This is a genomic window from Bradyrhizobium sp. ORS 285 (assembly GCF_900176205.1).
Taxonomy (GTDB): domain Bacteria; phylum Pseudomonadota; class Alphaproteobacteria; order Rhizobiales; family Xanthobacteraceae; genus Bradyrhizobium.
This window is the reverse complement of sequence record NZ_LT859959.1, coordinates 6,648,387-6,661,213: the sequence shown is the minus strand read 5'-3', so window position 1 is coordinate 6,661,213 and position 12,827 is coordinate 6,648,387. Positions and strand designations below refer to the sequence as shown.

Annotated in this window: 12 protein-coding genes; 8 read left to right on the top strand and 4 right to left on the bottom strand. The window is 65.5% G+C overall.

Going from position 1 to position 12,827, the window contains the following annotated elements:
* Positions 1 to 90 precede the first annotated feature (90 nt).
* Positions 91 to 1,722, bottom strand: coding sequence for an ABC transporter substrate-binding protein (locus tag BRAD285_RS29775; RefSeq protein WP_006613168.1), 1,632 nt, complete (start codon positions 1,720 to 1,722; stop codon positions 91 to 93).
* 49 nt (positions 1,723 to 1,771) lie between these two features.
* Positions 1,772 to 2,407 (bottom strand): hypothetical protein, encoded by a 636-nt coding sequence (locus tag BRAD285_RS36445; RefSeq protein ID WP_244422278.1) that lies wholly within the window; start codon positions 2,405 to 2,407, stop codon positions 1,772 to 1,774.
* 518 nt (positions 2,408 to 2,925) lie between these two features.
* Here BRAD285_RS36445 and minC point away from each other — a divergent pair.
* Genes minC through BRAD285_RS29750 form a run of 4 tightly spaced genes read left to right on the top strand, consistent with a single transcriptional unit; the run spans position 2,926 to position 5,524 of the window.
* Positions 2,926 to 3,621, top strand: coding sequence for a septum site-determining protein MinC (minC, locus tag BRAD285_RS29765; RefSeq protein WP_035647243.1), 696 nt, complete (start codon positions 2,926 to 2,928; stop codon positions 3,619 to 3,621).
* A gap of 20 nt (positions 3,622 to 3,641) precedes the next feature.
* A complete protein-coding gene (minD, locus tag BRAD285_RS29760) occupies positions 3,642 to 4,457 on the top strand; it encodes a septum site-determining protein MinD (RefSeq protein ID WP_006613172.1) in 816 nt (271 codons plus the stop codon).
* A complete protein-coding gene (gene minE / locus BRAD285_RS29755; protein WP_006613173.1) occupies positions 4,454 to 4,729 on the top strand; it encodes a cell division topological specificity factor MinE in 276 nt (91 codons plus the stop codon). The genes minD and minE overlap by 4 nt, the downstream gene beginning before the upstream one ends.
* Positions 4,730 to 4,750: 21 nt before the next feature.
* Positions 4,751 to 5,524 carry a thioesterase family protein gene (locus BRAD285_RS29750; RefSeq protein WP_006613174.1) on the top strand — a complete coding sequence of 258 codons (774 nt, stop codon included), beginning with the start codon at positions 4,751 to 4,753 and terminating at the stop codon, positions 5,522 to 5,524.
* Between the two features lie 189 nt (positions 5,525 to 5,713).
* Here BRAD285_RS29750 and BRAD285_RS29745 read toward each other — a convergent pair whose 3' ends face one another.
* Positions 5,714 to 7,405 (bottom strand): methyl-accepting chemotaxis protein, encoded by a 1,692-nt coding sequence (locus BRAD285_RS29745; protein ID WP_006613175.1) that lies wholly within the window; start codon positions 7,403 to 7,405, stop codon positions 5,714 to 5,716.
* Between the two features lie 211 nt (positions 7,406 to 7,616).
* Here BRAD285_RS29745 and BRAD285_RS29740 point away from each other — a divergent pair, with 211 nt between their 5' ends.
* Positions 7,617 to 8,027 carry a DUF1801 domain-containing protein gene (locus BRAD285_RS29740; protein WP_006613176.1) on the top strand — a complete coding sequence of 137 codons (411 nt, stop codon included), beginning with the start codon at positions 7,617 to 7,619 and terminating at the stop codon, positions 8,025 to 8,027.
* 972 nt (positions 8,028 to 8,999) lie between these two features.
* Here BRAD285_RS29740 and BRAD285_RS29735 read toward each other — a convergent pair.
* A complete protein-coding gene (locus BRAD285_RS29735; RefSeq protein ID WP_035647246.1) occupies positions 9,000 to 10,562 on the bottom strand; it encodes an AMP-binding protein in 1,563 nt (520 codons plus the stop codon).
* A 154-nt stretch (positions 10,563 to 10,716) separates the two neighbouring features.
* On the opposite strand from BRAD285_RS29735, the gene BRAD285_RS29730 reads away from it, so the two are divergent.
* From BRAD285_RS29730 to BRAD285_RS29720, 3 genes are all read left to right on the top strand, one after another.
* Entirely contained in the window at positions 10,717 to 11,355 is a 639-nt protein-coding gene (locus BRAD285_RS29730) for a hypothetical protein (protein ID WP_006613178.1), read from the top strand.
* 56 nt (positions 11,356 to 11,411) lie between these two features.
* A complete protein-coding gene (locus BRAD285_RS29725; RefSeq protein ID WP_006613179.1) occupies positions 11,412 to 12,380 on the top strand; it encodes a nitronate monooxygenase family protein in 969 nt (322 codons plus the stop codon).
* An 87-nt stretch (positions 12,381 to 12,467) separates the two neighbouring features.
* Entirely contained in the window at positions 12,468 to 12,734 is a 267-nt protein-coding gene (locus BRAD285_RS29720) for a hypothetical protein (protein WP_006613180.1), read from the top strand.
* Positions 12,735 to 12,827 lie beyond the last annotated feature (93 nt).

The following is a 12,827-nucleotide window of genomic DNA, read 5'->3' as shown; positions in this document are numbered from 1 at the left end:
TGCTATTCGTGCCATTTCGAATTAATGTCGGGTTTCTCTGTCGTGCTTTTGTCTGTGGTAGTGGGTGCCGGGCTTCTTTCCAGCGGTATCCTAATCAAGTTCGAGCGGTTGATAGTTGCCGCGTTCGTCCAGTGCGGTGCCCCAGATCTTGTGCGAGGCCTGGTGCTCGGAGCGGCCGAAGCCGAGCTGAGCGCCCAGTCCGAGATCGACATTGCCCATGGTCTCGAGCGTCTCGACCAGCTTTTCGGTGTCGAAGCTCTGGCCGGCGCGCTTCAAGCCTTCGATCAGGATGCTGGCCGAGACATAGCCTTCGAGCGACATGTAGTCCGCAGTCTCGCCCGGGAAGTACTTGGCCAGGGCATTCTTGTAGTCGAGCACCAGGCTGGAATAGCCGGAGACGCCCGGCACCGTCTGCGTCACGATGACATTGTCGGTGTAGCGCGGCCCGAGCAGCATCAGCTCGCTGGCGAGCGCGGAGCCATCCACCGCCGAAATGTTGGCGAAGACCGCGCCCGGAAACACGTCGCGCGCCTTCTCGATGAACTTGGCGGCGGCGCGGGTGGTCGCCAGCATGATCACGGCGCGGACCGGCGCCTTCAACAGCCTGAGCTGGCTGATCGCGTCGTCGACCTCGATGCTGTTGCGCGGATAGTTGACGCGCACGATCGCGTTCTCGTTGGCGCCGAGCGTCCGGAATGCCTTGGACACGCCGGCAAAGCCCGCATCGCCGAACGCATCGTTCTGGGCAAACACGACGATCTGGCGCGGGTTCAGCTTGCGGACCTTGACCAGATAGCGCACAAGCGCGTCGGTCTCCTCGGCATAGCTCGGCCGGTAGTTGAAGACGTAGCGATCCGGCGGATCGTGGCGCACGACGTTGGCGCCGGTGTAGGGTGCGAAGAACAGCGCGCGGCGCTCCAGCGCATAGGGAATGGCAACGGCAGCGGTCGCGGAGCCGAAATTGCAGACGAAGCCGAACACCTGCTCCTTTTCGTAGAGCTGCTTCATCGCATCGAGCGTGCGCGCCGGATCATAGCCGTCGTCGGCCGTCACGAGCTTCAGCACGCGGCCGTTGACGCCGCCGGCCTCGTTGACGCGGTTGAAGGCGGCCTCGACCCCGATCTTCAGCTGCCGCCCGCTTTCTTTGACGGGGCCGCTGTGGGGGATGACCATGCCGAACTTGATGTCGTTCTGCGTGACGCCGCGCGTCTCGACCACGGGCGGCAGGATCTGCGCAGGCGCGGTGGCGGCGACCGCAGCCGAAGGCGCGATCGTCACGCCCGGCAGGTTCGCGCGCGCGGCGGGCGGCGCTGCGATGGATTGTTCGAGATCGGCGAGCTGGCGGTCGGCGCCGCGGCAATCCATCCGGCCTGAGGTCACCAGGGTGCGACCTTCGGCCACATAACGGTCGAGCAGGCGGGTCAGCTCGTCACGGTCGGCCTCGCTGGTGGCGGCCTCGCGGATGACCAGCTGAAACTTCTCGATGATCGCCTGGATGCGCGGCCGCGCGATGTCGCGGCAGGCGAGCGCCGAGCCGATGATCGGTCCGACGCGGCTGCCGAGCTGGCGCGCCACGCTCACATTCTCGCCCGGCGCTGCCTGGGCATCGCCGGTCACGGCAAAGGCTCCGATGGTCACGATGGTCCCGAGCAGCATGGCTGCGATACGGGCGTGAACCAACGGACCGCGTGCTGCCGCCTTCTGCGGTAGGACGTCGATCATGATCGCCTTGTGCGAGATGTTTGTTTGAGTTCGGCTCAGGCGTGGCGGATTAGCGAACCCGCTCCATCTGACCCGTCTTCTGATTCCACTGCATGAACTGCTGCAGCATCGGCTTTTCGGGCGTATCGGCCTCTGCCGCCGGCGCCGGGGCGTCCGCGAGCAGCGACTTGAACTGCGACAGCGCCGGGACCTGGGGCTCGACGCGCTCAGGCAGAGCGCTGGTCTGGTCGGCCTTGGCGTCCTGCGCATCGGCCGCGACCGGGGGCAGCGTCTTCATCGACTGCACGGCGGCGACGAAGGAGGAGCTCGCATCGGGCTGGCGCCACACCGGAACGATGTTGACGAAGAACAGCGCGACGACGGCGGCGACGCCGGTGGCGGCTGCAAAGCGGCCGGCGATCTTGAACACGACCGAACGGCGGTCGCGCTCGCGCTCGAACTCCGGCGGCTCACGCATGACTTGCGGGTTCAACGATTGACGAAGGGACTCGAACACGGCGGTCTCCAGGCGAGCATCAAGCGGTCCTTGCTGTCCCGAAGCGGGACGCTCGGCCGCCTCCGCTGCCTTGGTGGTGTCACCGACGAGAGATAGACGCGCGGCTTCCGGACGTTCACGCAGCCACCGCGGTGCATAGTGCAGCGGGTCCTGCGGGTTCATCGGATTCTGTTCACTCAACGAACTCATACGCTACTCCTCTGACGCTCGATTCCGGTAAACTGATACGCTTCTGCTGCGGTCGTATGAGAGCAAGTTTCAAACGAAGAGCGGGAGCGGTTCTGCCACTTCAGTCCAGCCGGAATCACATGCAGAATCAGACGGTTCGCGCCGATCAGCGATCGCACGCCAAGAGCCCTTTCCTGCAAGGCGCCATGACACGTTGATCGTGCCTTCGGCGCCTCTATCGATCCCATGCCCCGCCCCCTGACGAGTGTCAATTGATCGGAACCGCTTAAAGCCGTCGGCTCCGAATTATATGTACGTTAAAGTTATCATCATGATGTGATTAAAATGAGGCGAGTTTAGTCTTGACGCATCTGCTCATGATTTGCGTCTCAATGCCGCCAAGTTTGTGCCTTGATTCGATCATCATCGAACCATGTCAGGCGCGCCGCTGTCGATTTTCGAGCGGCTTAGCGTCGATTTAACCATCCGTTAACCATCTGGCGCCGAGAGTTAACCAATCACTAAGAGGGTTGGGTCGGATGGTCATGAGTGCCAGCGCTGAAACGGTACGTCCTGTTATTCGTCTGCGCGGGCGCTCCTACGTCGCCTTCGTGTTCTCGCCGGTCGTGCCGGTCGCCGACTGGCTCGCCGAGCTCGACGCGACGCTCAGGAATTCGCCCGGCTTCTTCGTCGGCAAGCCGGTGGTGCTCGATCTCTCGGCGGTCGATCTGAGCCCGCTCGCCATCACCCATCTCATCAAGAGCATCGAATCGCGCAACATCCGCGTGCTCGGCCTCGAAGGCGTCGAGCAGGGCCGGCTGTCGCTCGGCATGCCGCCGCTGTTGTCCGGCGGCCGTCACTGCGCCGTGCAGGAGATCGAGCCGGAGAAGCCGCAGTTGCAGCAGCCGACCTCGCTGCTGCTCGATCAGCCCGTGCGCTCCGGCCAGTCGATCGTGTTTCCGGATGGCGACGTCACCGTGCTCGGCGCGGTGTCCTCCGGCGCCGAGATCGTCGCCGGCGGCTCCATCCATGTCTACGGCGCGCTGCGCGGCCGCGCGATGGCCGGCATCAACGGCAATTCCGCGGCGCGCATCTACTGCCAGAAGATCGAGGCCGAGCTGGTCGCGATCGACGGCTACTACCAGACCGCCGAGCAGATCGACGATGCATTGCGCGGTCGGGCCGCACAGGCCCGGCTCGAAGGTCATTCCATGAAGATCGTCGCATTGAACTGAGTAGCAGGAGGATTCGTAAAATGGCGAAAGTACTTGTTGTGACGTCGGGCAAGGGTGGCGTCGGCAAGACCACCACCACGGCGGCGATGGGCGCGGCGCTGGCGCAGGCCGGCGAGAAGGTCGTGGTGGTCGATTTCGACGTCGGCCTGCGCAACCTCGATCTCGTGCTCGGCGCCGAGCGCCGCGTGGTGTTCGACCTCATCAACGTCGTGCACGGCGTCGCCAAGCTGCCGCAGGCGCTGATCCGCGACAAGCGGCTGGAGAATCTCTGGCTGCTGCCGGCCTCGCAGACCAAGGACAAGGACGCGCTGACCGAGGACGGTGTCGGCCGCGTCATCCACGAGTTGCGCAAGAGTTTCGACTGGGTGATCTGCGACAGCCCCGCCGGCATCGAGCGTGGGGCGATGCTTGCGATGCGCTATGCCGACGAGGCGCTGATCGTCACCAATCCGGAAGTGTCGTCGGTGCGCGATTCCGACCGCATCATCGGCATGCTCGATTCCAAGACCGTGCGCGCCGAGAATGGCGAGCGCGTCGAGAAGCACATCCTCATCACCCGCTACGATGCCGGCCGCGCCGCGCGCGGCGAGATGCTGTCGATCGACGACGTGCTGGAGATCCTGGCGACGCCGCTGCTCGGCATCGTGCCGGAGAGCCAGGATGTGCTGCGCGCCTCCAATGTCGGCTGTCCGGTGACGCTCAACAGCCCGGCCAGCGCGCCGGCGCGCGCCTATCACGATGCGATGCGCCGCCTGCTCGGCGAGGAGGTCGAGATGCAGATCCCGACCGAGCGCAAGGGCCTGATGAACCTGCTGCTCGGACGGAGGGCTGCATGAGCGTATTGCGGCTCTTTACGGGACGTGCAGCGTCGGCGCCGGTCGCGCGCGAGCGGCTGCAGATCCTGCTCGCGCATGAGCGCAGCCTGCGCGGCCAGCCTGATCTCCTGATGCAGCTGCGCGAGGAAATCCTCGCGGTGGTTTCGCGCCATGTGCTACTCGATCCGGACAAGGTCATCGTCCGCATGGACCGGGGGAAGCATGTCTCGACGCTCGAGGTCGACATCGAACTGCCGAACGGCGCCGATCGCGGGTTTGCCAGCGCGGGCTGACGTGCGGCGAGGCGTGCGCTGATGCGGCCGATCTTCCGCGTCACGGACAATCAAGTCGCCGTCAGTCCCGATGCTGCGGGTCCGTGGGATCCGACCATGCAGCACGGCTCGGCGCCCTCGGCGCTCGCCGTGTGGGCGGCGGAACGCATCCCGACGAAGTCGCCGATGCGCATCGCCCGCGTCACCATCGACCTGATGCGGCCGGTGCCACTGGCCGAACTCAGCGTCGAGACCGAGGTGCTGCGCGAGGGTCGCAAGATACAGCTCTCGGCGGTGCGCCTGCGCGCCGGCGACACCGTGGTCGTCACGGCGACCGTGCTGAAGATCAGGCAGGAGGCCGTGCCGCTGCCGGACGACGTCCGCGAACTGCCGGTCGATCTCGTCGGTCCCGACCAGGCGCAGCCGGAGCCCCCAGATTTCTCCACCAGCCCGTTCGTGCGCGGCATGACCTTGCGCGCCGCGCGCGGCCGCTTCGGCGTCCGCGGCCCCGGTGCGATCTGGTATCGCGTCGACTGGCCGCTGGTCGAGGGCCACGCCGTGTCACAGGCGATGCGCGCGGTGGTCGCCAGCGATTTCTGCAACGGCACCTCGGCCGCGCTCGACTTCCACAGCTACACGTTTCTGAACGCCGACCTCACGGTCAACATGGCGCGCGAGCCGGTCGGCGAGTGGATTCTGCTGGATGCGGAGAGCTGGATCGGCCCTGATGGAGCAGGGCTGGCGATGGCGCGGCTGGGCGATGTGAGGGGCTATTTCGGACGCGTGGTCCAGAGCCTGGTGATCGAGAAGCGGTGAGGCCGCCGGACTAATGAGTCACGCTCAGTTGCAATCGGGCCGAAAGTGTCGAGCTGCAAGGCACAAGCAATCGCGGCACGATCGGTGCGCTCCCTCTCCCCGTAAGAACGGGGAGAGGGAGGAGACCGCCCTTGTCGCGATAACTCAGCTGGATAAGGACTAGGCGACTTCTTCCTACAAGGTGCAACGCTACGCCGCCCGCACCGTGTTCAGGAACCTCCCCACCTCCAGCTTCAGCTTGTTGCTGTCCTGCGACAGTGACTGCGCGGCTGAGAGGACCTGCGTGGAGGCGGAGCCGGTCTCGCTGGCGCCGCGCTGCACGTCGGTGATGTTGGATGACACCTCGTGCGTGCCCTGCGCCGCCTGCTGGATGTTGCGTGAGATCTCCTGGGTCGCGGCGCCCTGTTCCTCGACGGCCGCGGCGATGGTGGATGAGATCTCCGCGAGCTTCTCGATCGTGCCGCTGATCTCCCGGATGGCGCCGACCGACTCCTGCGTCGCGGCCTGAATGCCCGAGATCTGCTGGCCGATCTCGCCGGTGGCCTTGGCGGTCTGCTCCGCCAGCGCCTTGACTTCGGTAGCGACCACCGCGAAGCCGCGGCCGGCATCGCCGGCGCGCGCGGCCTCGATGGTGGCGTTCAGCGCCAGCAGGTTGGTCTGGCCGGCGATGGTGTTGATCAGCTCGACGACGTCACCGATGCGCGCCGCCGCCTTCGACAGCTCGCTGACGCGGTCGTTGGTCTTGCGGGCCTGGTCGACCGCCTCGTTGGCGATCCGTGCGGAGTCCTGCACCTGTCGGCTGATCTCGGTGACCGATGAGCTCAGCTCCTCGGTCGCCGAAGCCACCGACTGCACGTTGGCGGTCGCCTGTTCGGAGGCGGCGGCCACCGTGGTGGTGCGCTGCTGTGTCCGCTCGGCGGTGGAGGTGAGCGTCGTGGCCGAGGCCTCGAGCTCGGTGGAGGCCGAGGAGACCGTGTTGATGATCTCACCGACCGCGCCCTCGAAACGATTGGCAAGCTCGTGCATCTCGCGCTTGCGCTGCTCGGCCGCGTGCTTCTCCGCTTCCGCCTGCTCGGCGCGCAGCTTCTCGGTCTCGATCGCGTTGTTCTTGAACACCAGCACGGCGCCGGCCATGTTGCCGATCTCGTCCTTGCGCTCCGCGCCCGGAATCTGCGCGGACATGTCGCCGCCGGCGAGCCGGCGCATCGCCTCGGTCATCGCGGTGATCGGGCGCGCCACGCCGCTCACGATCAGATAGCCCATGCTGATGCAGAGCAGGGCGGCCAACGCAATCACACCGAAGATCCATATGCGCGAGGACGTGTAGACGGCTGCGCCCCTGTCAGCCTCCTTCTTGCCCTGCTCGACATTGAACGCGAGATCCTGCTCCAGCGCCTTGCGCACGCCGGCGAAATTGTCCCTCATGCGGCCCAGGAACAGCGCGGTAGCAGCCTCGGTCTGGTTCTTTCCGATCAGCTCCTGAAACTGCTTTCCGTCGGCGAGATATGCATCCCATGAGCCCTTGAAGGCGGCGACAATGGCCTTCTCTTCCGGCGTCGTGACCGTCGGCTCGTAGAGACGCCAGTTCTTCTCGAAATAGTTATAGGCATCGGCCATGTACTTCTCGTACTGGCTTCGCTCGGCCGCGGTCGTCACCATCAGCATCTGCCCCTCGCGGCTGCGATACTGTTCCGTGGCCTTGGCCATCGCGCCGATCCAGCCGGTGGCCGGCAGCCAGTTGTCGCGCACTTCCGCCGCCGAGCCGTTCACAGTCGACAGGCGATCGATCGAGAAGCCGCCGAGCCCCATGGCCGTGAGCAGCACGATGCCGAACGCCAGCAGCACCTTGTTGCGAATCGATAGATTGGAAAAGAACGACATGAGCGACTCCAAATTGGGTCAGTCCGGGGGGGGCGATGGGAGGAAGGCCCGGGCAGTGCGGCACGTGGCTCGTCTGCGCAAGGAGGCTCGTCGTTGAGTCCGCCGTATGGGGCTTGTCGTGATTAGGTCCCCAACTGTTAAACTTTGCCCTAAAGTTGTGCAGAGCGGGCCGGCCGTAGTAATACGGTCGGTCATCGAGAGGGGTGCGAGAATGATCAGAAAGCCGACTGCGGTCGCGGAACCACGCGAGGCGTCGGCCTCGCAACTGATCGATCAAAGGGTCGAGGAACTTGGAGATTGGCGCGGCGCGATGCTGGCGCGGATCCGCGGACTGATCAAACAGGCCGATCCCGAGGTGGTCGAAGAATGGAAATGGCGCGGCGTCCCGGTGTGGTCGCATGCCGGCATCATCTGCACGGGCGAGAGCTACAAGGCCTATCTCAAGCTGACCTTCGCCAAGGGCGCCTCACTGCCCGACCCGAACGGCCTCTTCAACGCCAGCCTCGACGGCAACGCCCGCCGCGCCATCGATATTCACGAGAACGACCAGATCGATGAGGTCGCGTTCAAGGCTTTGATTGGTGCAGCGGTGAAGCTGAACATGGCGAAGACGAAGCGGTGAAGCGTCGACCTCGTCTTCAAGAGGCCATCGACAGCCGCGTCATTGCGAGCAGAGAAGCAATCCAGGGTCAAGCCGAGAGTCTCTTGAGGAGAGGGTCTCTCCGAAGCGTCGTGGATCGCTTTGCTGCTCGCGCCCGCATGATGCGTTCGGAGACCTGCGAGCTTGCGCGAGTGTTTGCGTGCGCGGTCTCCAACAGCCCCACTTTCGGGCCACGCAGGTCATGAGCCGTTTGCTCAGCACGCGCACCGCGGCGTGGCTTGTCCGGGACGAGCGACCACCTTTCAAACAGCTCAACCCGTAGGGTGGCAAAGGCGCGCCCAACTGCATGCTTGTTACGCCGAGCCACCACGCGCCGTGCCCACCATCGTCACCACCGCCTTGGGGGGCGGTGGGCACGCGACCGCCCTGCGGGCGGCTGCTTTGCCCACCCTACGGCCTCATCTCTCTCGCGTCGTCATGTCCTGATGGAGGGGATGATTTCAGCAATACTCGGACTCCGATGCGCCGCGAGGCGGCAATGTCGTGTTTGCGGCGGACAACAGACGTTCAGGTCGATTGGAGGGGCGCATCTCGGTCGAACGCGGACGTGGGGCGCCGGCGATCGTGCCACGCAAATGGTGTCGTCCCGGCGAACGCCCGGACCCATAACCACAGGACGTTGAATGAGGCCAGTCGCGACATCCGCGTTCACCACGCTCTCCTGTGGTTATGGATCCCGGGTCGCGTTGCGCTGGCCCGGGACGACGGTGGAGTGTCGGGGTTGCTAGCTGGGCTGATCAGACATTCGCGCCATCGCGTGGTCTGGTCTCAGTGATCCGAGAGAGCTTCGTCATTGCGAGCGAAGCGACGGGTCCGCCGAAGCTCATGGAGCGTAGGCGGAAGCAATCCAGGGCTACGCGTGCCGCCCCTGGATTGCTTCGGCGCAAGAGCGCCTCGCAATGACGATCTCCACTGCGTGAGCTTGCCGTGCCGCTACCCCACCATCCGCCCGCGTCCCTCCCAGTACCTGGCGCGCAGCACCTTCTTGTCGATCTTGCCGACGCCGGTCACCGGCAGCTCGCTCACGAACTCGATCCGCTTGGGCGCATGCGCCGAGCCCTTGCGCGTCTTGACCAGCTCGATCAGCTCGGTCGCATTGGGCTCTGCGCCGGCGCGCGGCACGACAATGGCGGTGACAGCCTCGCCCCATTTCTCGTCGGGCACGCCGACCACCGCGCACATCGCGACATCGGCGTGTTGCGTCAGGACATCCTCGATCTCGCGCGGAAAAATGTTGAAGCCGCCGGAGACGATCATGTCCTTCTTGCGGTCGAGAATGTACATGTAGCCGCGCTCGTCGCGGCGGGCGATGTCGCCGGTGTGCAGCCAACCGTTCTTCAAGGTCTCGGCGGTGATATCAGGCCGCTTCCAATATTCCGTCATCACATGCGGCGCGCGCACACAGATCTCGCCAGCCTCGCCCTGCGCGACCTCCTGATCGTCGTCGTCGAGGATCTTGACCTCGCAGGCCGCGATCGGAAAGCCGCACGACAGGAACAGCTCCGGCTGTTTCGGATCGTGGTCCGCCTTGCGCAGCACCGAGACCGGATAGCATTCGGTCTGGCCGTAGAGCTGCGAGAACACCGGGCCGATGCGCTCAATGCCCTCGACCAGCCGCGTCGGCGACATCGCCGAGGCGCCGTACAGCACGAGCTCGAGCGAGGAGAGGTCGGTCTTCGCCAGAGCCGGATGATCGAGCAGAACGTAGATCATGGTCGGCACGAACAGCGTGAAGTTGATGCGCTCGCGCTCGATCGTCTTCAGCACGGCTTCGGGGTCGAAGCCTTTCAGCATGTGTACGGTGCCGCCGCGCATCAGGGTCGGCAGCACCTTGGTGCCGGCGACGTGGCTGATCGGCGCCACCGTCAGATAGCGCGCACCCTCCGGGATCTCGAAGTCGGCGAGGATGGCGGTGGCGAAGCCGCCATATTCGCGGTGGTGACGCAGCGCGCCCTTCGACTTGCCGGTCGTGCCACCGGTATAGTTCAAGGTCGCGACATCGTTCGGCGTGGCGAAGTTGCGCGCGGTGGCGTGGCCGGCCTGTTCGATGGCGGCGAGCAGGTCCGCGCCATAGTCCGCGGTCCCGAGCGTGAACACGTGACGCACGCCATGGGCGCGCGAGGCGAGTTCGCCGCCGCGATCGCGGAACGTCGCGGCATCGATCACCAGAACCTGCGACTCGGAATCCGACAGCTGGAACAGCTGGTCCTCCAGCGACCCCAGCGGATGCAGCCAGGTGATCGCGAGCCGCGACAGTTGCGCGGCCATGCCAGCGCACCAGGCATCGGCGCGGTTCGCGGTGAGGAACGCGACGCGTGTTCCCGCCGCGAGGTCGAGTCGCATGAACACGCTCTGCATGCGCCCGATCAGGTCGATCGCGCCCTGATAGGTCAGCGATCCGCCCGGCCAGCTGAAGGCGGTCCGCGAGGGATGACGCGACAATGTCAGCAGCGTCTGCTCGCAGACGACCGGAAATGAATGAAGCTGATGGTGCATGGAACGTCCTCCCGATTTGCCCCGATCGTTGTTGCGCCGCAGGGCTTGTTGCAAAGGCTAGCAGAATGCGCCTTGCGCTCAAGCGCGTCACGCTTAGCTCGGAACATCGCCGCGCGCGCCGCGTTGCCCGGCCGAACAATCAGGGAGTACGGCCATGCGCACCTCGACAGCTTTCTTTGCAGGCGCCGGAACGGTCGCCATCGCCGTCGCTGCCGGTCTCGGCGGCGGACTGATGATTGCCGAGGGCATGCATCCGAAGACGCCCGCACTGGAATCGACGAAGCTCGAGCGGACCGTCCCGGATGCGCCGTCGCCGAGTCCGACGGTCACCTCCTATCTCGCGGCGACGCAGGCGGCCGCGACGGCGCCGATCAAGGTTGCTCCCGCAACGGCAACATCGGCGACGACGACTCCTGCCGCAGCAAATGCCTCGCCGCAGCCGCAAGCTCCGGCCACGGAGACCACGACCGCCGCGCTCTCTCCGGCGCAGACCAATGCGCAGACCAGCATGCCCGAGGGTGCGCAGGCCAAGGAGCCGGAGAAGGTTCAGGACAGGTCCGCAGAGAAGACCCAGGATCCCGATCAGAAGGCGCGCGAGGCCGAGCGCAAGCGCGCCGCCGAGCAGCGCCGCGCCGAGCGGCATCGCCAATATGTCGAGCGCCGCCGCCAGCGCCGCGAGCAAGATATGCGCGCGGTCGAGCAGGCCGTCCGCGACGATTCCACGCCGCGGACCTATGCGGCACAGCCGGTCGACATGCAGGGCCCGCGGTTCAGCTTCTTCGGCGACGATTGAACGCAAGCATCGGCGCCGTTATCCCCTTAGGCAAGACGCTTGAGGGAGAGCGCGCCATGCAAGAGAGTCCATTTGCCGCCCTGCGGGGGCGGCTGCGCCTGCCGCTGATCGCAGCGCCGATGTTCCTGGTGTCGGGGATCGAGCTCGTCAGCGCGGCCTGCATCAACGGCGTCATCGGCGCATTCCCGACCGTGAACTGCCGTACGCCCGACGAGCTCGACGCGTGGCTGCGCGAACTCGCCGAACGCCGCGGCCGCGCGGCGGATGGCAGCGGCATCGCGACGGCGCCGGTGTGCCCCAACCTGATCGTGCATCGCTCCAATGCCCGGCTGCAGGATGATCTCGCGGTGCTGCTGCTGCATCGGCCGGAGATTGTGATCACCTCGGTCGGCTCGCCCGCGCCGGTGATCGCGCCGCTGCACGACGCGGGAGCGCTGGTGTTCGCCGACGTCGCCTCGATCCGCCACGCCGAGCGTGCCGTCGAGGCCGGCGCCGATGGCTTGGTTTTGCTCACGGCCGGCGCGGGCGGGCAGACCGGCTGGCTCAATCCCTTCGCCTTCGTGCGCGCCGTACGCAGCTTCTTTGCAGGTCCGATCGTGCTCGCCGGCGGCATCAGCGATGGCGTGAGCTTGCGCGCGGCCGAGGTGCTCGGCTGCGATCTCGCTTACATGGGCACCAAGTTCATCGCGACGCGCGAGAGCATGGCCGACGAGCGCTACAAGACGATGTTGGTGGAAAGCTCGGCCGACGACGTGCTGCTGACCTCGGCCTTCACCGGCCTGCCGACCAGCATGCTTCGCCCGTCGATCGTGGCCGCCGGGCTCGACCCGGAGAATTTGCCGGCGCGCGGCACGATCGAGATCGGCAAGGACATCGATGTCGGCGCGCGCGAGAGCCGTCCGAAGCGCTGGCGCGACGTCTGGAGCGCGGGCCATGCGACGTCGGGAGTGATCGACATTGTTGATGTGACGACGCTGGTCGCGCGCACGACTGATGAGTATCGCCGTGCCCGGGAGGTGTCCTGATGCGGAGAAACACGGCCTTTCTCCTTAAGCGGGCATTAACCATCCGATCCCACAATCGGCCAAGTTTGAGATTGGCGGAATTGCGCGATGGGAATCGAGTTGGGACAGGGCAAGGAGCGCGTGACGCTCGATGAGATCCGCATCCGGGTCGGTCATGCCCTGCAGCGCCATCCGCTGTGCCGCAACGTACAGTTCGACATCATGAGCGTGCCGCGCACGGCGCGCGGCGGGAACTGGACCATCAGCCTGCACTCGGTGGAACCGGCCGCGCTGTGGGAAGCCTCCGACATCGTCGCCGACATCCAGGCTGCCTATGATCTGCAGATGCCGGCCGAGCTCTATTCTGCTGCGTGAAAAAAATATCCGCCATGTTCACAGGGCGGAATGGTGGCCTCGGTGTTTCTGTGGCATCGTATAGCCTTAATTAACTCCCACTTTACGGCGAAG